The sequence below is a fragment of the Streptomyces sp. NPDC002669 genome (genome assembly GCF_042889165.1).
GTDB lineage: Bacteria > Actinomycetota > Actinomycetes > Streptomycetales > Streptomycetaceae > Streptomyces.
Genome location: NZ_JBIAQQ010000041.1, coordinates 37,818 through 56,359 on the forward strand (window position 1 = coordinate 37,818; position 18,542 = coordinate 56,359).

Annotated in this window: 16 protein-coding genes and 2 pseudogenes; 5 read left to right on the forward strand and 13 right to left on the reverse strand. The window is 71.7% G+C overall.

From position 1 onward, the window contains the following. Nucleotides 1–13: 13 nt before the first annotated feature. Together ACFYW1_RS36290 and ACFYW1_RS36295 are read right to left on the reverse strand one after the other, a co-directional pair. Nucleotides 14–1,594: an alkaline phosphatase D family protein gene (locus ACFYW1_RS36290; RefSeq protein WP_389003431.1), complete on the reverse strand. Its 1,581-nt coding sequence runs from the start codon at nt 1,592–1,594 to the stop codon at nt 14–16. Between the two features lie 152 nt (nt 1,595–1,746). Further along, a complete protein-coding gene (locus ACFYW1_RS36295) occupies nt 1,747–3,240 on the reverse strand; it encodes a PLP-dependent aminotransferase family protein (RefSeq protein ID WP_389003434.1) in 1,494 nt (497 codons plus the stop codon). Between the two features lie 47 nt (nt 3,241–3,287). Between ACFYW1_RS36295 and ACFYW1_RS36300 the strand changes: the two are divergent. Then, nucleotides 3,288–4,136: pseudogene (locus tag ACFYW1_RS36300) on the forward strand (DMT family transporter); the annotation flags it as partial. Between the two features lie 63 nt (nt 4,137–4,199). On the opposite strand, the gene ACFYW1_RS36305 reads toward ACFYW1_RS36300, so the two are convergent. After that, on the reverse strand, nt 4,200–5,030 hold the full coding sequence (locus ACFYW1_RS36305; RefSeq protein WP_389003437.1) for an alpha/beta fold hydrolase: 831 nt from the start codon (nt 5,028–5,030) through the stop codon (nt 4,200–4,202). Between the two features lie 153 nt (nt 5,031–5,183). Here ACFYW1_RS36305 and sigJ point away from each other — a divergent pair, with 153 nt between their 5' ends. Both sigJ and ACFYW1_RS36315 read left to right on the forward strand, forming a co-directional pair. Next, complete coding sequence (gene sigJ, locus ACFYW1_RS36310) at nt 5,184–6,077, forward strand: RNA polymerase sigma factor SigJ (protein WP_389003440.1); 894 nt, start codon at nt 5,184–5,186, stop codon at nt 6,075–6,077. Nucleotides 6,078–6,361: 284 nt separating this feature from the next. Next, nucleotides 6,362–7,129, forward strand: coding sequence for a GntR family transcriptional regulator (locus tag ACFYW1_RS36315; RefSeq protein ID WP_389003443.1), 768 nt, complete (start codon nt 6,362–6,364; stop codon nt 7,127–7,129). A 169-nt stretch (nt 7,130–7,298) separates the two neighbouring features. On the opposite strand, the gene ACFYW1_RS36320 is transcribed toward ACFYW1_RS36315, so the two are convergent. The 3 genes from ACFYW1_RS36320 to ACFYW1_RS36330 all read right to left on the reverse strand — a co-directional run bounded on the left by ACFYW1_RS36320 (nt 7,299) and on the right by ACFYW1_RS36330 (nt 10,382). After that, nucleotides 7,299–8,456 (reverse strand): ROK family transcriptional regulator, encoded by a 1,158-nt coding sequence (locus ACFYW1_RS36320; RefSeq protein WP_389003446.1) that lies wholly within the window; start codon nt 8,454–8,456, stop codon nt 7,299–7,301. Between the two features lie 98 nt (nt 8,457–8,554). Further along, nucleotides 8,555–9,205, reverse strand: coding sequence for a response regulator (locus ACFYW1_RS36325; protein WP_389003449.1), 651 nt, complete (start codon nt 9,203–9,205; stop codon nt 8,555–8,557). A 4-nt stretch (nt 9,206–9,209) separates the two neighbouring features. Further along, complete coding sequence (locus ACFYW1_RS36330; RefSeq protein WP_389003452.1) at nt 9,210–10,382, reverse strand: sensor histidine kinase; 1,173 nt, start codon at nt 10,380–10,382, stop codon at nt 9,210–9,212. A gap of 107 nt (nt 10,383–10,489) precedes the next feature. Here ACFYW1_RS36330 and ACFYW1_RS36335 point away from each other — a divergent pair, with 107 nt between their 5' ends. Then, on the forward strand, nt 10,490–11,428 hold the full coding sequence (locus ACFYW1_RS36335) for an ABC transporter ATP-binding protein (protein WP_389003455.1): 939 nt from the start codon (nt 10,490–10,492) through the stop codon (nt 11,426–11,428). Next, a complete protein-coding gene (locus ACFYW1_RS36340) occupies nt 11,425–12,168 on the forward strand; it encodes an ABC transporter permease (protein ID WP_389003482.1) in 744 nt (247 codons plus the stop codon). The genes ACFYW1_RS36335 and ACFYW1_RS36340 overlap by 4 nt, the downstream gene beginning before the upstream one ends. Before the next feature lie 97 nt (nt 12,169–12,265). Here ACFYW1_RS36340 and mug read toward each other — a convergent pair whose 3' ends face one another. From mug to ACFYW1_RS36375, 7 genes and pseudogenes are all read right to left on the reverse strand, one after another. Continuing rightward, nucleotides 12,266–12,835, reverse strand: coding sequence for a G/U mismatch-specific DNA glycosylase (mug, locus tag ACFYW1_RS36345; RefSeq protein ID WP_389003458.1), 570 nt, complete (start codon nt 12,833–12,835; stop codon nt 12,266–12,268). 19 nt (nt 12,836–12,854) lie between these two features. Continuing rightward, entirely contained in the window at nt 12,855–14,297 is a 1,443-nt protein-coding gene (gene purB / locus ACFYW1_RS36350; protein ID WP_389003461.1) for an adenylosuccinate lyase, read from the reverse strand. Between the two features lie 59 nt (nt 14,298–14,356). Further along, entirely contained in the window at nt 14,357–15,205 is an 849-nt protein-coding gene (locus ACFYW1_RS36355; protein WP_389003464.1) for an SGNH/GDSL hydrolase family protein, read from the reverse strand. A 212-nt stretch (nt 15,206–15,417) separates the two neighbouring features. Then, nucleotides 15,418–16,437, reverse strand: coding sequence for a hemolysin family protein (locus ACFYW1_RS36360; RefSeq protein WP_389003467.1), 1,020 nt, complete (start codon nt 16,435–16,437; stop codon nt 15,418–15,420). Beyond that, nucleotides 16,434–17,768: a hemolysin family protein gene (locus ACFYW1_RS36365; RefSeq protein ID WP_389003470.1), complete on the reverse strand. Its 1,335-nt coding sequence runs from the start codon at nt 17,766–17,768 to the stop codon at nt 16,434–16,436. Before ACFYW1_RS36365 ends, ACFYW1_RS36360 begins: the two co-directional genes overlap by 4 nt. Before the next feature lie 173 nt (nt 17,769–17,941). Beyond that, the gene (locus ACFYW1_RS36370; protein ID WP_389003473.1) at nt 17,942–18,379 is read right to left on the reverse strand and encodes a GNAT family N-acetyltransferase; all 438 of its coding nucleotides are present in this window, start codon (nt 18,377–18,379) and stop codon (nt 17,942–17,944) included. A gap of 70 nt (nt 18,380–18,449) precedes the next feature. Then, nucleotides 18,450–18,542, reverse strand: a pseudogene (locus ACFYW1_RS36375) (lytic transglycosylase); the annotation flags it as partial.

The following is an 18,542-nucleotide window of genomic DNA, read 5'->3' on the forward strand; positions in this document are numbered from 1 at the left end:
ATCGTCGGCGGGTTCACTGCCCGACGCGCCCCGGTCGCAGCACCTTGCTGAACAGCACCTCCCCGCCCTGCGCCCGCAGCCGCACGGTCAGGTCGCCGCTGTCGCCGTCGATGTCGACCTGCCCGAAGTACTGCGGCGACTCCATCGGCGACACGTTCGCGCGGTCGGGAGCCCGCACGAAGACCCGGTCGGGGCCGAACGTCGCGTCGAGGGCGTTGGCCGGGAACTGACCGGCGGCCAGCGGCCCCGACACGAACTCCCAGAACGGCGCGAAGTCCTTGAACGCCGCCCGCTCGGGCGCGTAGTGCTGCGCCGAGGTGTAGTGCACGTCGGCGGTCAGCCAGACCGTGCCGGTGATCCGCCGGTGCTTGACGAACCGCAGCAGCTCCGCGATCTGCAGCTCACGCCCGAGCGGAGCCCCCGGATCGCCCTGGGCGACCGCCTCGAAGTCCGTCGCGCCGTCGGTGACCACCAGCCCCAGCGGCATGTCCGCAGCGATCACCTTCCACACCGCGCGGGACCGGGAGAGCTCGCGCTTGAGCCACCTCAGCTGCTCGGCACCCAGGATGCCCGTCGTGTCGTCGGCCTGCCGGCCGGGCGAGTTGGCGTTGCGGAAGGACCGCATGTCGAGGACGAACACGTCGAGCAGCGGACCGTGCCGCACCACCCGGTGCATCCGGCCGTCCCCGGCCGGGCCGTGCGGCGTGGACACGGGGAAGTACTCGCGGAACGCCCGCGTCGAACGGGCCGCCAGCACGTCCACGTCCTTCTCGGTGTACCGGGCGTCGTCGAGGATCTGCCCGGGGTACCAGTTGTTGCGCACCTCGTGGTCGTCCCACTGGACGATCGAGGGCACCTGCGCGTTGAACGCGCGGAGATTGCGGTCGAGCAGGTTGTAGCGGAAGTTCCCGCGGTACTCGGCGAGGGTCTCGGCGACCTTCGACTTCTCCTCGGTGGTGACGTTGCGCCAGACCCGCCCGTCGGGCAGCGTCACGCTCGGCTCGATGACGCCGTCCGCGTAGATGTTGTCGCCGCTGCAGAGGAAGAAGTCCGGGTCGAGCCGGCGCATCTCGTCGTACACCACGTAGCCGCCGATGTCCGGATTGATGCCCCAGCCCTGTCCCGCGATGTCCCCCGACCACAGGAAGCGCACCCCGTCCCGGCGCCGGGCGGGGGCCGTCCGGAAGGTTCCGTGCACCGGCTTCCCGCTCCGGCGGGGGTCCTGGGGGTCGACGAGCGTCACCCGGTAGTGCACCTGCTCGCCCGGCGGCAGCCCGTACAGCGGGGTCGTCCCCGTGAAGTCGCTGCCGGGGCCGAGGAGCGGTCCGTGCCAGGTGCGCGCCCGCCGGAAGGACTCGGTCGCGGAGGTCTCCACGACCATCCGCGCCGGGCGGTCCGAGCGGACCCAGACCAGCGCGGAGGACGAGGTGACGTCGCCCACCTGCACACCCCACGGCGCACTCGGCCGGCCGGAGAGCGCGAACGCGGGGGCCGACGCACCCACCACGGGGAGCGTGAGCGCGGCGGACGCGGCGAGCGAACCGCGCAGCACACTGCGGCGGTCGGGGGACGGAACACGGGGACGGTACGACATCGAGGCGCCTCCGGGGCACTGGTCGGTGGGGCTCGGGGCCCGGTCCGGACCGGGCGCCGGACACACGACCGGCACGATCCGCGCAGGAGGCCCCGAGGGCGGCTGGTCGGCCGGTGCCACCCTCGTGCCCGTCGGCGGCGCGCACACCAACCTCAGGTGAACACCCGGCCCCGGCCCTCCCGGGCGCCCGGCCCGCCCGGGTCCCGCAGGGCCGCCGCGAGCAGCCGCACCCCCCGTTCGATCTCGGAAGGGGCCAGATGCGCGTAACCGAGGACCAGGTTCACCGCACGGTCCCCGGACGCGGCGGTCGTGGCGGCGGCGAGCGGCCGCAGGGCCACTCCGGCGCGGGCCGCCCGCGCCAGGAGCTCCGGCTCGGGGCCGTACCGTCCGGGCAGCCCGGCGATGATGTGGAGCCCCGCGGCGATCCCGCTCACCGCGGTGCCGGGGAAGCACTCCGCCAGCATCGACGTGAGCGTGTCACGGCGCTCGCGGTAGGCGCGCTGGCAGCGGCGCAACTGCCGGTCGTACCCGCCCCGGGTGATGAAGTCGGCCAGGACCGCCTGGTCGACGGAGGGATTGCCCAGATCCATGGTCCGCTTGCGGGCGACGATCTCGTCCGTCATGTCCGCCGGAGCCAGGAGCCAGCCCAGCCGCAGCCCTGGAGCCAGCGACTTGCTCACCGAACCGGTGTACGCGACGTGCCGCGGGTCGAGCCCCTGCAGCGCACCGACGGGCGCGCGGTCGTAGCGGAAGTCGCCGTCGTAGTCGTCCTCCACGATCAGCCCGTCCACGGCGCGCGCCCAGTCCAGCAGTCGGCCGCGACGAGCGGCGGAGTAGGCGATTCCGGTGGGGAACTGGTGCGCGGGAGTGGTCACGACCGCGCGCACGCCCGAGCGCACGAGGGGCTCGACCGCCAGCCCCTCGTCGTCGAGCGGCAGACCGGTGGTGGCGAGCCCCGCGGAGGCGAACAGCGCGGAGTGCTCATGGCTCCCGGGATCCTCGACCCCGACGGTCCGCAGCCCGCGCCCGTGCAGGACGAACCCCAGCAACGTCGTCGCCTGCGCCACGCCGGAGCACACCACCAGGCGCTCGGGATCGGCGACCACCCCGCGGCGCCGCGCCAGCAGGGCGGCCAGGGCCTCCCGCAGCACGGGCAGCCCCCGAGGGTCGGGATAGCCGAGCGCGTCGTGCGGCAGCCGGCCGAGCACCGAGCGGTGCGCGGCGGCCCAGGCGGCACGCGGGAACAGCGACAGGTCCGGCGTGCCCGGCCGGAAGTCCACGCGTACGCCGGGGGCGCGCGGCGCGAGATCACGGACCTCCGGCGCGGCGGCCCGGACCGCTTCGCCCACCCAGGTGCCCGCCCCGCGTCCGCTGCGCAGATATCCCTCGGCGGTGAGCTGTTCGTACGCCTCGGTGACCAGACCGCGCGACACCCGCAGATCGGCCGCGAGCGCGCGGCTGGACGGCAGCCGCGTCCCCGGCGCGAGCCGGCCCGAGCGCACCGCCTCGCGCAACGCCGACTGCAGCGCGCGACCGCGCCGCCGGGCGGGCTCCTCGACGGCGGGGAGCAGTAACTCCCAGGCGGCGGAGCCGGCATCCGTACCGGCCGCACGGTCCGACGGCGAATTGGTCCTCGAAGACGTCATGGAAGTGGACCTTAAACAGGGCCGCCCGGCTGCCTAGCGTCGGTCCCATGAACGCCACTTCTCTGCGCGGCTCGCTTCTCGCGGCCTTCGCCTGCGTCCTGGTGGGCGCCTCCTTCACCGCCAACAGTGTCCTGGGGGACTACCCGTACGCGGGCGGCCAGGCGCTGCGCTACGGACTCGCGGCACTGCTGCTCGTCCCCGTGTCGGCCCGCGACGGCAGGGCCCGGACGACCGCCGTGCTGAGCGCCCTCACCCCGGGGCAGTGGGGAAGGCTCGCCCTGCTGGCAGCCGTCGGCATGGTCGGCTTCAACCTGGCCGTCCTCGCCGCGGAACGATCCGCGGAACCCGCTGTTCCGGGGGTGTTCGTCGGCTGCGCCCCGATCCTGGTCGCCGTTCTCGTACCGCTGCTGGACGGCCGTCGGCCGACGCGCCCGGCGCTGTACGCGTCCGCGCTCGTCGCCGCCGGGGCCTTCACGGTGCAGGGCTGGGGCCGTACGGACCTGGCGGGCGTCCTCTGCTCGGCCGGGGCCCTGGCGGGCGAGGTCGGCTTCGCGGTCCTTGCCGTCCCCGTGCTGCGACCGCTCGGGCCGCGGCTGCTGTCCGCCACGGTCTGCGCCGTCGCCGCCGTCGAGTCGGTGCTGCTGGGCGTCGTCCTGGACGGCGGCGGCGTGCTGCGGGTGCCCACGGCGCCGGAGGCCGTCGCGCTGGTGTGGCAGGCGGCGGTGGTCACCGTGGTCGGCTTCGTCTGCTGGTACATGGGCATGCAACGCATCGGCGCCGAGCGCGCCACTCTCTTCTCCGGCCTGATCCCGGTCTCCGCCGCACTCACCGCCCCGCTGGTCGGCGCCGGTTCGTACGGCGTCGCGCAGGGCGGCGGCAGTCTCCTGGTCGGGCTCGGGGTCGCCCTCGGATCGGGTGTCCTGACCCGGGGAGCGGCGGGCGGGGTCGCCGGGCCGGGCTCAGCGGCTGGTGTCGAGGATCACCCGGGACACGAGCGCGGGGTCGTCGTTCATCGGCACGTGTCCGCACCCCGGAAGCCGGACCAGCCGGGCGTCGGGAACGACGCGCTTGGCCCTGACGCCCTGTCGGCGCAGCAGGATCCGGTCCCGGCTGCCCCAGGCGACGGTCACGGGCAGCCCCGGCACGTCGTCGGTGAACAGCGCGTCCCGGCCGGCGGCGAGCGTCTGGTGAAAGCCGGCCGCCTCGCGCAGGGCGACGGTCTCGGCGACGACGGCCTCGGGTGAACGACGGCCGGGCCGGGCGTAGATGGTGCTGGTCAGCGCCGTGCGCCCGGCCGCGCTGCGCGACAGCCGCTCGATCATCGGCATCGGCATCGACAGGGCGGCCCGCCGCATGGCCCGCAGCGTCGTGAACGCGTAGCGCCGCTCTCCCGGGGCCCAGAAACCCGCGGGTGACAGCGCGGTCACCGACCGGACGAGCTTCTCCCGGCCGAGCCCCAGCGCCAGCAGGCCGCCGAGCGAGTTGCCCGCCACGTGCGGCCGGTCCACCCCGATCGCCGCGCAGAACGCGCCGAGCACCGTGACCACGGTCGGCAAGTCGTACGGCAGACCGTCGGGCAGCGCGGGGGAGACGCCGAAGCCGGGAAGATCCACGGCTATCACGTCCCGTTCCACGGCCAGGACGGGCAGCACCGGGTCCCAGGCCTGATGGTGATGACCGATCCCGTGCAGCAGGAGCAACGGCTCGCCGGCGCCGGTCCGTTCGTACGCCACGGACACGGTCCGGGGCCCTTGTGGTGATTCGACGCTGAACGAGACCGTGGTGGCCATGCGGTGCTCCCCGGGTGATCCGGCATGAGGAAGCCATGCCTGAAGGTGATTTAGACGTCTTGTCAACAACAATTACCGTTCGGTAGGCCTGGGTTCAAGGGGAGTGGGCGATTCGCGCTGGACAGGGTGTGAGGGGTCGGCTGGGATGGAGAGGTGACAGCCGACACCGCGACCGACGTCTTCGAGGACCATCGCCCCGTGCTCACCGGGGTCGCCTACCGCATGCTGGGAAGGATCGCCGACGCCGAGGACGTGGTGCAGGAGGCATGGCTGCGCTGGTCGTCCGCGTCCCGCGCGGACGTGCGCGAACCCCGCGCCTTCCTCGTCAGGATCGTCACCCGCCTGGCCATCGACCGGCTGCGGCAGGTGCAGTCGCGCCGCGAGGCGTACGTCGGCCCCTGGCTGCCGGAGCCCGTGGTCACCGACTTCGGACCGGCCGTGCCCGACACCGCGGAACGGGCCGTTCTGGCCGACTCCGTGTCCATCGCCGTGCTCGTCGTCCTGGAATCCCTCTCCCCGCTGGAGCGGGCCGTCTTCGTGCTCCGCGAGGCGTTCGGCTTCCCGTACGCGGAGATCGCCGCCGCCCTGGACCGGAGCGAGGCGGCGGTGCGCCAGCTCGCGGGGCGCGCACGGCACCACGTGGAGGAGCGCAAACCCCGCTACGACGTCGACCCGGCGTACCGCCGCGACCTCACGGAACGGTTCCTCGCCGCGGCGGCGGGCGGTGACATCGAGGGGCTGCTGGCCCTGCTCGCACCCGATGTGCGGCTCGTCGGCGACAGCGGCGGGAAGTCCAGGGCCCCGCTGCGGGTCATCGAGAGCGCCGACAAGGTGGGTCGGTTCCTCGTCGCCGTCGCCCAAGGCCCGGCGTCGGACTTCGACATCAGGCTCCTGGAACTCAACGGCGGGCCGGGCCTGCTGGTGCTCCTGGACGGGAAGGCCGACTCGGTCCTCCAGGTGGACATCAGGGACGGACTCGTCCAGTGCGTGTACATCATGCGCAACCCCGACAAGGTCGCCCACCTCTCCGCCGCCGCGACGCGGTAACGGACCCGGCCCTTTCCGGCCCCCTCCGGCCGGTACGGGCCGCCCCACCGGCGTCTTCGTGCGAAGCCCCACGCCCCGTCCGGCGTGGGGCTTCGTGCTGCGCCCGGCGCACGGGGTCACGAACATCCTGTGAACGCTCTGCGGCAGAGTCCCGTTCCGCTGCGTGACCGACCGAGGATTGGTCTTGACCAAGGGGGTATCCCGTCCTATCGTCTCACCGTTAAGACAGGAACCTTTAATAAATAACGTCGCGGAAAAGCCGCTGGGCGATTGCGGAGGACAGGGTGGGGACCACGCAGCTGGAATCGGTGCAGGAGCCGAAGTACTGGCACCTCAAGACCGTGCTCAGTGAGGCACTCGACTCGGACTTTGCGGTGGGCGAGATCCTGCCCAACGAGCGTGAGCTCGCCGCCCGGTTCGGAGTCGCCCGAGCCACGCTCCGGCAGGCTCTGGAACAGCTCGAACTCGAAGGAAGGCTCCAGCGCCGCCGCGGCGTCGGGACCACCGTCGCCCCGCCGCGCGTCGGGGTCGCCGTCTCCACCGCGCAGCGGGATTGGTCCGGCGGTGGCACGGCCGAGGCGTGGCAGCCGGTGGACTGCACGACGGCCGTCGCACCGGCATCGGTGTCGGCCGCGCTCGACGTGGACGCCGACGAGCCGGTCCACATCGTGCGCCGGATCCGGGTGACCCACGGCCAGGCGGTCGCGGCGGAACTCCTCTACGTCCCGGTGTCGTCCGTGCCCGAACTCTCCGCGATCGACACCCCCTCCGGCGCTGCCCGGGCCCGCGGCGTCCTGCGCGAACTGCACCGCCTCCGCCTCGAAGGCCAGGACCGGTCGGTGGAGCTCGGATCCGCACGGGCGGACGACGCCAAGGAACTCGACCGGCTTCCCGGCGCTCCCGTACTCGTCGTCACCACCCGCTACCTCGCCGCAGGCGGCACCGCCGCGCTCTCCGTCGCCACGTACCGGGCGGACACCTGCCGGCTCACCTTCGGCGACTCGGGAGACCTGGAGATCAGCCACCACGCCCAGCGGCGCCAGGCATCCTGACACCCCGCCCGGGCCCGGAAGCTTCGGACGATCCGGCCCCGCCCAGGAACACCGGACGTCCCGCGGTTCCGCCCCGGGAACCCCCGAGGCCAGCACCGGCCCCGGACGCCCCAGTCTCCTACCGGTACGCCGACATGCCCGGTACGTCGGCACGCACGGCCCGTCGCACTCAGCGGCGGGCCGTCACCGTTCCCTCCACCGCGAAGAGCTCCTCCTCCACATGGTCGAGAGCCAGCCGCAGCGCACCGGTGGCCACCGCCGCCTCCCCGAGCAGCGACAACGTGACCCGGGGCGGCCGGAGGCAGTAGCGGGCCAGCTCACGCCGGAGCGGCTCCAGCACGTCGTCCAGCCCGGTGGCCCAGCCCCCCACCACCACCAGCTCCGGATCCAGCGCCAGCACCAGTGCCGCGACGTCGTGCACCAGGCGCTGGATGAACCGCTCGACCGCCGCCCGGGCCCGGAGATCGCCCTGACGGGCCTTCGCGAACACATCGGCCACGGCGGGCTCGTCCAACGGGTCCAGCGGCGTGCCCGTCGTGGACAGCAGCCGCTCCGGAGTGGCCTCGCGGCCCAGCAGATGCAGTGCGCCGATCTCGCCCGCCGCGCCGCCGAAGCCGCGGTGCAGACGCCCGCCGATCAAGGACCCGGCACCGGGGCTCAGCCCCGCCAGGACGAAGACGATGTCGTCGGACTCGACGGCGGCGCCCTTCCAGTGTTCCGCGACCGCTGCCGCGTTGGCGTCGTTCTCCACGAGGACGGGGCAGCGGAAGGACCGTCTCAGCCGCTCGCCGAGCGCCAGTCCAGTCCACCCCGGCAGCGCGGTGCCGAGCCGTACCGTCCCGTCGGCCTCCACGATGCCGGGACTGCCGATCCCCACCGCCCGCAGACTGCTCCGGGCCACCCCGGTCCGCCGCAGGAGGTCGGCCACCACGGCCCTGACCTTGTCGAGCCGGTCGTCGGCACTCGCGGTCTCCGACACCTCGCGGGAGCCGGAGCCGATGATCCGGCCATCCAGCCCGGACAGCAGGGCGGACACCCGGTGCGGGCCGATCTCGATGCCGAGCAGATGCCCGGCCTCGGCCCGGAACCTGAACCGGCGGGCCGGTCGGCCCTGCCGTCGGGCCCCGGCCCCGTCGGGCACCGATTCGACGACCAGCCCGGCCTCGAAGAGCCCTTCCATCACGCCCTCGACCGTCGGCCGGGACAGGCCCGTGATACGGGTCAGGTCCGTGAGCGTGGGGGAGTCGGCGCCCCGGAGAGCATGCAGCACCACTGCGGAATTGATGCGCCGCAACAGTGACGGATCTCCACCGGTCAGCCGGCCCACGAGGTGTCCTCCCTGCTCGAGCGCATGTCAGGCGGATGGTACTCGCTGGCCGGGTGCGGGGCGACCGCGGGCCGCGATGGATTTCCGGGACGGAGCCGTCACCCCGGAGCGACGAACCCGGACTCGTAGGCCGCGATCACCGCCTGGGTGCGGTCCCGCGCCCCCAACTTGGTGAGCACGGCACTCACATGGGTCTTCACCGTCTCGACCCCGACCACGAGTTTGGCGGCGATCTCCGCGTTCGACAGGCCGCGGGCCATCAGCCGCAGGACGGCGGACTCCCGGTCGGTGAGCGCCGCGCGGTCCATGACCGCTCGCGCCTTGCTGGTGCCGTACTCGGCGGCGAGCTGCCGGACCGCCGCCGGGAACAGCAACGACTCGCCCTCGGCGACCAGCCGCACCGCGTGCACGACCTCGGCGGGACGGGAACGCTTGAGGAGGAAACCGTCCGCTCCGGCACGCAGCGCCTCATAGACGTACTCGTCGTTCTCGAAGGTGGTGATCACCAGGATCTTCGGCGGGTCCTGCACCGTGCGCAGCACCACCCGGGTGGCTTCGATGCCGTCCATCAACGGCATCCTGACGTCCATGGCCACCACGTCGGGATTCAGCCGGCGCAGCAGCGGGATCACGGCAGCACCGTCGCCCGCCTCGCCCACCACCTCGATGTCGGGCTGGGAGTCGAGAACCGCACGCAACCCCGCCCGGACAAGGGGTTCGTCGTCCACCAGAAGGACACGGATCGCCATCGGATCACCTCAGCCCGTTCAACGGAAGGCTCGCCCGCACCCGCCACTCGTTGCCGTGCGGACCGGTCTTCGCCTTTCCGCCCAGCAACGCGGCCCGTTCCCGGATTCCCCGCAACCCGCTTCCCCCGCCCGGTTTGTGTGTCGTGTCAGTGAGCGGATTGGTGACCTCCAGCTCCAGCCGCCCGTTCGTGATGCTGATCCGCACCCGGATGGGAACCGCCCCCGAGTGACGCAGCACGTTGGTGAGGGACTCCTGAAGGATCCGGTACCCCTCGCGGGAGACGGACCCCGGCAACTGCCCCAGCGGACCGGACACATCCGCGTCGACTTCCGCGCCCGAACTGCGCGCGGAGTCCAGCAGCCTGTCCGCTTCCACCAACGTCGGTTGTTGCCCCACCGGTCCTCCTGATTCACGCAGCACCCGCAGGACCCGCTCCAGGTCGTCGAGCGCGTCGCGGCCGGTCTCCTCGATCGCGGTCAGCGCCCGCTCGGTGAACTCCGGGTTCTGCGCCGCCCGGGCCGCGCCCGCCTGCACGACCGCGACCGTCAACGCGTGCCCGATCGAGTCGTGCAGCTCACGGGCGATGCGGTTGCGTTCCAACAACTGCTCCGTGCGCTCCTCCAGCGCGGTCAGCCGCTGTACCGGCGAGAGACCGAAGAACCGCCGGGCTGCCGCGGTGATCAACCGGCCGCTCACCACGACGAGAGCGAGCAGAACCAGCAGGGGAACAGGAACGACCAGGGCGTACCACCAGTGCGGCTCCGCCCCGCGGACCAGCCAGTCACCGCTCGGGCGGGATCCGGACGCGGCCACGGCGAGGTCGACCGCGGTCGCCGGCAGCCACACGCTGGCCATTCCCACAGCAGCGGCGAACACCAGCCGTATCTCCAGCCACACCACGGTTCTCCAGCGATCCGCCCATGTGGTCGCGGGGTTCGCCGATATCGAGGCATCGGGCCTGCCCCGCTCGCCGGGGGTGAGCAGGAGCTGTGCCTGAACTCCCTCGGCGAGCCGCATCCCGGGCAGCAGCCCGACCGGAACAGCGAAGAGCACGGGCGCCCACGGAGTGTCCGGTGAGATGAACATCCACACGCTGCAGACCGCACCCGGGATGACGATGTGGAGCCATCGGGTGTAGGTCACGGACGTGGCGAGCGGGCGGAGAAGACGGAACATGCCGCCATCGTGTCAGTCCGTGCGGCCGGGCGGCTCCCCCGAGCGAGGGAGATCATCCCCACTCGCGGGGGAGGTGGCGTCCGGGGCACGACCGCGAGGCTGAGGACATGACCAGCATCGACGTCCAACAACTCACCAAGGAATACGGTGCGAACCGAGCCGTGGACAACCTCACGTTCAGCGTGGAGCCCGGACGCGTCACCGGTTTCCTCGGCCCCAACGGCGCGGGCAAGTCCACCACCATGCGACTCGTTCTCGGCCTCGACCGGCCCACCGCCGGCAGGGCCACGATCGGCGGGCGGCCCTACACCACGCTCGACAACCCGCTGCGCCGCGTGGGAGCGCTGCTCGACGCCCAGGCGGCCCACGGCTCACGCACCGCCCGGAACCACCTGCTGGCCCTCGCCGTCAGCAACGGCCTGGGCACGCGCAGGGTCGAGGAGGTTCTGGAGGAGGCGGGCCTCAGCGAGGTCGGTGGAGCGCGGATCAAGACCTTCTCGCTCGGCATGCGCCAGCGGCTGGGCATAGCCGCCGCCCTGCTGGGCGACCCGGCGGTCGTGATGCTGGACGAGCCGTCGAACGGCCTGGATCCGGAAGGCATCATCTGGATCCGGGAGTTGATGAAGAGTCTCGCCCGGGAGGGCCGGACGGTCCTGGTCTCCAGCCATCTGATGAACGAGACCTCTTCGTTCGCCGATCACCTGGTGGTGCTCGGCCGGGGCCGACTCCTCGCCGACCTGCCGATGCGGGAATTCCTGGAGTCCCGCAGTCGCCCCCGGGCGAGAGTGCGCACGACCGAACCCACCCGACTGCGCGACATATTGCTCCGCAAGGGGTACGAGCCGATGCGGGACGGGGACGGCCGCTGGACCGTGGAGGGCGCGAAGGCAGGGGAGATCGGCGCGCTGGCCGCGGCCGAGGGCATCGCCGTTCTCGAACTCGCCGACGAGCAGGTCACGTTGGAACAGGCCTACCTCGATCTCACCGCCGATGCCACGGAATTCGCATCGACGTCCACCTCGTCCATCGACCCTCGGGAGAACTGACCATGTCGACCGCCGCAGTGCTGCACTCCGAGTGGATCAAGATCAGATCGGTGCGGTCCGTCGCCGGATCCCTGGCCGCGATCCTTCTCGTGACACTCGCCATCACCGTGCTGGCCTTCGCCACCATCGGCCAGGCCGAGGCGGACAACCCGGGAGCCGATCCGGTCTTCAACGCCTTCTACGCACTGAACTTCGGCCAGATCGCGGCCATCAGCTTCGGCGCGACCGCGATCTCGTCCGAGTACCTCAACGGCGCTCTGCGCATATCGCTCGCCGCCGTGCCGCGCCGCAACCTCTTCTACACCGTCAAGATCGCGCTCATCGGAACGACGGCGCTCGCCGTCGGCCTGGTCACCAGCCTCAGTTCCTTCCTGATGGGCCAGATGTTCATGGGCGAGTACGCGATAGGTCTCGGCGAGCCGGGCGCCCTGAGAGCGGTCGTCGGAGGCGGGACGTACCTGGCCCTGATGGCTCTGTTCGCCGCCGGACTGGCGGTGGTGCTGCGCAGCGCCGTCGCCGTGCTCAGCCTGCTCATCCCGTTCATACTCATCGTCTCCTTCGTCGTCGGAGACGTCGCGGGCAGCGTCGCGCAGTATCTGCCGGACCGCGCGGGACAGTTGGTGCTCCACCAGAACCCCGAGGGCGGTCTCGGACCCTGGGGCGGCCTCGCGGTGGCAGCGGCCTGGGCGGCGGTCGCGGTGCTGGCCGGCTGGTGGGCGATCAGACGGCGGGACGCATGACCCGCCGCCGTGTCCTTCCCGCGCGGAGCACCGTGCGGCCGAAGGCCCTTGGCGGAGAGGGCAGGATTCGGGGAGCTTCGGACGGAAGAGGCAGGGCTCAGGGGACTTCTGTGGGAAGGGGCCGGGGCTCGTCGTGGTCGACGGCCGCGCGGAGGCGTGCGTACTCCTCCGCCATGGTCAGGGTGGTCCAGTGGGCGTTCAGACCACTGGGGTTGGGCAGGGCCCAGACGCGGGCGCCACCGATGGTGTGGTCCTGCGGACCGATCCGGGCGGTCCGCCGGTTGAAGGCGGTGCGGTACGCCGTGACTCCCACGATCGCCAGCCATTGCGGTCGCAACTGCTCGACCTTGGCCGCAAGGATCCGGCCGCCTTCGCGGAACTCCTCGGCGGACAGCTCGTCCGCCCGGGCGGTGGCCCGGGCAACCACATTGGTGATGCCGAGCCCGTGGCGCAGCAGTTCGGCCTGCTCGGCCGGTTTCAGCTGACGGGGGGTGAAGCCGGACCGGTGGAGGACGGGCCAGAAACGGTTGCCGGGATGGGCGAAGTGGTGGCCCGTGGCACCGGTCGTCAGACTCGGGTTGATCCCGCAGAACAGCACGCGCAGTCCGCCCGTGATCACATCGGGAACGGTGTGATCACGGGCGGCACGGAGCTCTTCGGGGGTCATCCGGCGGTGAGCGCGGCCGTCACAGGATGGAGCCCGGCGTGTACGCGGCGGCCTCGGGGTGCTGCTTGACGAGCTCCTCGATACGGGAGACCAGCGAGGCGACCTGGTCGCCTGCGGCCCCGGTGAAGGAGAGCTTGTCGGCCATCAGGGCGTCCAGCTCCGTGCGGTCCAGCGGGATGCGCTCGTCGGCGGCCAGCTTGTCGAGCAGTTCGTTGCGCTCGGCGCCCTGCTCGCGCATGGCCAGTGCCGAGGCGACCGCGTGCTCCTTGATCGCCTCGTGGGCGACCTCACGGCCGACCCCCGCACGCACCGCGCCCATCAGGACCTTGGTCGTGGCGAGGAACGGCAGGTAGCGGTCCAGCTCACGGGCCACGACGGCCGGGAACGCCCCGAACTCGTCGAGCACCGTCAGGAAGGTCTCCAGGAGACCGTCGAACGCGAAGAAGGCGTCCGGGAGCGCCACCCGGCGGACCACGGAACACGAGACGTCGCCCTCGTTCCACTGGTCGCCCGCCAGCTCGCCGGTCATCGACGCGTAGCCGCGCAGGATCACCATCAGCCCGTTGACACGCTCGCAGGAGCGGGTGTTCATCTTGTGCGGCATCGCGGACGAGCCGACCTGGCCCGGCTTGAAGCCCTCGGTCACCAGCTCGTGCCCGGCCATGAGACGGATCGTCTTCGCGACCGACGAGGGCGCGGCGGCCAGCTGGACCAGGGCAGTCACCACGTCGTAGTCGAGGGAACGGGGGTAGACCTGGCCGACCGAGGTGAAGGCCTGGCTGAAGCCGAGGTGCGCGGCGATGCGCTGTTCGAGGTCGGCGAGCTTGTCGGCGTCGCCGCCCAGCAGGTCGAGCATGTCCTGCGCGGTGCCCACGGGGCCCTTGATGCCGCGCAGCGGGTAGCGGCCCAGCAGGTCCTCCAGCCGCCCGTACGCCACCAGGAGCTCGTCCGCGGCCGTGGCGAAGCGCTTGCCGAGCGTGGTCGCCTGCGCCGCGACGTTGTGGGAACGCCCGGCCATGACCAGCTCGCGGTACTCGCCCGCCAGCTTGCCGAGCCTGGCCAGAACCGCCACCGTGCGGTCGCGCATCAGCTGCAGGGAGAGCCGGATCTGAAGCTGCTCGACGTTCTCGGTGAGGTCCCGGGAGGTCATGCCCTTGTGGACCTGCTCGTGACCGGCGAGGGCGTTGAACTCCTCGATCCGGGCCTTGACGTCGTGGCGGGTCACCTTCTCGCGCTCGGCGATCGAGGCCAGGTCGACCTGGTCGACGACACGCTCGTAGTCGGCGAGCGCGGCGTCCGGCACCTCGATCCCGAGGTCCTTCTGAGCGCGCAGCACCGCCAGCCACAGCCGGCGCTCCAGCTTCACCTTCTGCTCGGGGGACCAGAGGACGGCCAGCTCCGTGGAGGCGTAGCGGCCGGCCAGGACATTGGGGATGCGAGGCTTCGCAGACACAGCAGTCACATGACCGGATTCTACTGGCGATTTGTGCAGGCCAGCGCCGCGGTCCGGTTTGTGGGTTGCTACGAGAGCGAATCCGCGTCCACCCGGCGCCACCCCGCCACCGGGCCGGGGACACCGGCGTCCCGGGGGGTGACCCAGAAGGCTCTGCCCAGTTCGGAGTTGTACTGGGCGCCCGTCCGGCCGTCTCCGGACGAGCGGCCGGTCAGCCGGCGGCCGATCCACGGCATCAGGTGTTCACGGGCGAAGCGGAGGTCGTCGACGCGTCGCCTCGCCCACTTCGGCGGCACCGCGGCCGGCAGCGGGGTCCGCCAGTCGTTCTCCGGCGGCAGCCCCAGCGTCTGCCAGACGGCCTCGGCGACCCGGCGGTGTCCGTCGGCCGTCAGATGCAGCCGGTCCACGTCCCACAGCCGGGGATCGCCCAGGGCCGGTGCCCCGTACAGATCGACGACCACCGCCCCGTGCCGGGCCGCGAGTGCGTCGACCAGGGAGAACAGCTCCTCCATCCGTGGCCGGAAACGCTCCATCACCGGGCCGTTCCGGCCAGGGCTCCGCATGAGTACGAGCTTCTTGCAGGAGGGGGCGAGACGCTCCACGGCCTCTTCGAGCCGCCCCCGGACCATGCCCATGTCGCACTTGGGGCGCAGGGTGTCGTTGAGCCCGCCGACGAGTGTGACGACATCCGCGCGCATGGCCGCGGCCGCGTCGACCTGCTCGTCGACGATCTGGCCGATCAGCTTGCCGCGCACGGCGAGGTTCGCGTAGCGGAATCCCGGAGCGCGGGCGGCGAGCCGGCCGGCGAGGACATCGGCCCAGCCGCGGTAGGAACCGTCGGGCAGCAGGTCCGACATGCCCTCGGTGAACGAGTCGCCGACCGCGACAAGACTGTTGTAGGAGGCATTTATTTCCATGGCGAAGCGATCGTATCGCGGTGGCTCCGGCCCCTCTCCGAGTTCTCGGTCACCCGCGGTCCGCGGTGCGGAGGCGGACCCGGAGCGGACTGGGAGGGACCCAGGAAGGCCCGGAGCGGGCCCAGGAAAGGGCCCGGAACGGAAGAGGGCCGGTGACACCCCCGCCGGGGGTGCCACCGGCCCGTCCGGGTGGTGGTGACCGAAGTGGCGGTTCAGTGGGCCTTGGGGCGGCCCACCAGTTCGCGGAGCACGTCCTCCATGGTGACCATTCCGGCCAGTCGGCCGTCCTCGTCGAGGACCGCCGCCAGGTGCGTACGACTGCGCCGCAGCGCGGTCAGTACGTCATCGAGCGGGGTGTCGGCCCGGACCCGGGCGATCGGCCGCATCGCCGTCACCGGGAACGGGACGTCGCGTGGCACGGCGTCGAGGGCGTCCTTCACGTGGAGGTAGCCCAGGGTCCGTTCCTCGCTGTCCATCACGGGGAAGCGCGAGAAGCCGGTCTCGTACGAGAGGCGTTCCAGCTGCTCCGGCGTGGTGCCGACCTTGGCGTACACGACGCGGTCCACCGGCATCACCACGTCCCGCACCGGGCGGCGGCCCAGTTCGAGGGCGTGGTGCAGCCGTTCGGCCGAGCGGTCGTCGACCAGTCCGGCGTCTCCGGCGTCCTTCACCAGTCGGGCCAGCTCGTCGTCGGAGAACGTCGCCGCCACTTCGTCCTTCGCCTCGACGCGCAGGATCTTGAGCAGGGCGTTGGCGAAGGCGTTGATCGTGAAGATCACCGGGCGCAGCGCCCTGGCGAGCGCCACCAGCGGCGGTCCCAGCAGCAGCGCGGCCCGCACGGGCTCGGCCAGGGCGATGTTCTTCGGCACCATCTCGCCGAGCAGCATGTGCAGGTACGTGGCCACGGACAGCGCGATCACGAACGAGATCGGATGGATCAGTCCGTGCGGCACCCCCACCGCGTCGAAGACGGGCTCCAGGAGGTGCGCGATGGCCGGTTCGGCGACGATGCCGAGCACCAGCGTGCACAGCGTGATGCCCAGCTGCGCCGCCGCGAGCAGTGCCGATACGTGTTCGAGGCCCCAGATGACGCTCCGTGCCCGCCGGTTCCCGGCCTCGGCCTCGGGTTCGATCTGGCTGCGGCGCACGGAGATCAGGGCGAACTCCGCGCCGACGAAGAAGGCGTTGACCACCAGGGTCAACAGTCCGATGAGGAGCTGGACGGCGATCATCGTTCGTCCTCCGTCCGCTCGTCTTCGGGCAGCGGCGCGTGCAGCAGGGCCCGCGCGGCACGGCGTCCGGACGCGTCGACCACGTCGATCCGCCAGCCCGCCATCTCGACCGAATCACCCACGGCGGGAATGCGGCCCACCTCGGCGGCCACCACTCCGGCGAGGGTCTCGTACGGTCCGTCGGGCACTCGCAGCCCGATCGTCCTCAGCTGGTCGACGCGCGCGGCGCCGTCGGCCGACCACAGGGTCCGCCCGTCGGCGTCCTCGCCGGCCGGTGCGAGGTCCGGCGTCTCGTGCGGATCGTGTTCGTCGCGCACCTCGCCGACCACCTCCTCGACGATGTCCTCCAGCGTCGCGACCCCGGCCGTGCCGCCGTACTCGTCGATGACGACGGCCATCGTGAGCTTGCCGGACAACCGGTCCAGGAGCCGGTCCACGGTGAGGGTCTCCGGTACGAGCAGGGGCTCGCGCAGCATCTCCGAGACGCGCGTACGGGGCCGCTGTTCGGCGGGGATCGCCAGTACGTCCTTGATGTGCGCGACGCCGATGACGGTGTCGAGGTTGCCGCGGTAGACGGGGAAGCGGGACAGGCCGGTCGCCCGGGTGGCGTTCGCCACGTCCTCGGCGGTCGCCTGCGCGTCGAGGGCGGTGACCTGGACCCGGGGGGTCATCACGTTCTCCGCCGTGAGCTCCGCCAGGTTGAGGGTGCGGACGAACAGCTCCGCGGTGTCCGCCTCCAGCGCACCCTCCTTCGCACTGTGCCGTGCCAGCGCGGCCAGCTCCTGGGGGCTGCGCGCCGATGCGAGCTCCTCGGCCGGTTCCAGGCCGAAGCGGCGCACGATCCGGTTCGCGGTGTTGTTGAGGTGGCTGATGAAGGGCCGGAAGACCGCGGTGAAGATCCGCTGGGGGGTGGCCACGGTCTTCGCCACGGCCAGCGGGGAGGAGATCGCCCAGTTCTTCGGGACCAGCTCGCCGACGATCATCAGGAAGACGGTGGACAGCGCGGTTCCCAGGACGAGGGCCACGGAGGACGCCAGGCTCGGGGGCAGTCCGATGGCCTCCACCGGGCCGCGGATCAGCTTCGCGATGGACGGTTCGGAGAGCATGCCGACCACCAGATTGGTGACGGTGATGCCGAGCTGTGCGCCGGAGAGCTGGAAGGTGAGGCTGCGAACGGCCTTCATGGCGCTCGCCGCGCCCCGTTCGCCCTGTTCGACGGCCCGTTCCAGCTGTCCGCGCTCGACCGTCGTCAGCGAGAACTCCGCCGCGACGAAGGCGCCGCAGGCGAGCGAGAGCAGGACCGCCACGAGCAGAAGAAGCACTTCGGTCATCGGTTCACCTCCGTCCCATGATCGGGCAGGGGCAGGAGGGTCGCTCGGTGCCTGTGACAGCGGCTACTGGGAGGCTCGCCCATGGAAGGACGCTCACACCTTTCGGAAGGGACGGACAGAAGAACACCCATAGTAAAGGATCGGCAAAGTCGATCACTCTTTCGGCAATCGTCTCACTCCGTGAGGGGTTTCACCCAGCGCCGCCAGTGATCCTCGCGGTGGTAGCCGCCCGCGGCCCATGCGTGCTGCGCCCGTTCGTTGGCCTCCAGGACCATGGCGTCAACGCGGCGCCCGCCCAGAGCGGTGAACCTCTGCTCCGCCGCCGTCATCAGTGCGGCGGCGATGCCCTGTCGGCGAGCCTCCGGGTGCACGGCCAGGCGGTAGGCGGAACACCGCCAGCCGTCGAAGCCCGCTATGACCGTTCCGACGAGCCGCCCGTCCCGCTCCGCCAGGAGCAGGGCCTCGGGGTCCCTCGAAATCAGCCGGGCCACCCCGTCGTGGTCGTCGCTGATGCTCGTTCCCTCCGCCGCCTCGCGCCAGAAGTCCAGTATGGCGTCGATGTCGGGGAAGCCGGCATGGCGGATGCGGAGGTCGTTTCGGTGATCGTCCATCGGCCGAGCCAAGCAGGGTGTCGGCCCGTTCGGCGAACGGTTTGTGCCGGAGGCGGGGGTGGTGCCGGTGTCAGTAGGCGGAGTTGACGTTGTCGATGGAGCCGTAGCGGTCGGCGGCGTAGTTGGCGGCCGCGGTGATGTTGGCGACGGGGTCGGTGAGGCT

What these genes read in the sequence shown, in the direction of transcription:
- ACFYW1_RS36290 (WP_389003431.1), bottom strand. Translation starts at nt 1,594, where the DNA reads ATGTCGTACCGTCCCCGTGTTCCGTCCCCCGACCGCCGCAGTGTGCTG.
- ACFYW1_RS36295 (WP_389003434.1), bottom strand. Translation starts at nt 3,240, where the DNA reads ATGACGTCTTCGAGGACCAATTCGCCGTCGGACCGTGCGGCCGGTACG.
- ACFYW1_RS36305 (WP_389003437.1), bottom strand. Translation starts at nt 5,030, where the DNA reads ATGGCCACCACGGTCTCGTTCAGCGTCGAATCACCACAAGGGCCCCGG.
- ACFYW1_RS36325 (WP_389003449.1), bottom strand. Translation starts at nt 9,205, where the DNA reads ATGGCGATCCGTGTCCTTCTGGTGGACGACGAACCCCTTGTCCGGGCG.
- ACFYW1_RS36330 (WP_389003452.1), bottom strand. Translation starts at nt 10,382, where the DNA reads ATGTTCCGTCTTCTCCGCCCGCTCGCCACGTCCGTGACCTACACCCGA.
- ACFYW1_RS36335 (WP_389003455.1), top strand. Translation starts at nt 10,490, where the DNA reads ATGACCAGCATCGACGTCCAACAACTCACCAAGGAATACGGTGCGAAC.
- mug (WP_389003458.1), bottom strand. Translation starts at nt 12,835, where the DNA reads ATGACCCCCGAAGAGCTCCGTGCCGCCCGTGATCACACCGTTCCCGAT.
- ACFYW1_RS36355 (WP_389003464.1), bottom strand. Translation starts at nt 15,205, where the DNA reads ATGGAAATAAATGCCTCCTACAACAGTCTTGTCGCGGTCGGCGACTCG.
- ACFYW1_RS36360 (WP_389003467.1), bottom strand. Translation starts at nt 16,437, where the DNA reads ATGATCGCCGTCCAGCTCCTCATCGGACTGTTGACCCTGGTGGTCAAC.
- ACFYW1_RS36365 (WP_389003470.1), bottom strand. Translation starts at nt 17,768, where the DNA reads ATGACCGAAGTGCTTCTTCTGCTCGTGGCGGTCCTGCTCTCGCTCGCC.
- ACFYW1_RS36370 (WP_389003473.1), bottom strand. Translation starts at nt 18,379, where the DNA reads ATGGACGATCACCGAAACGACCTCCGCATCCGCCATGCCGGCTTCCCC.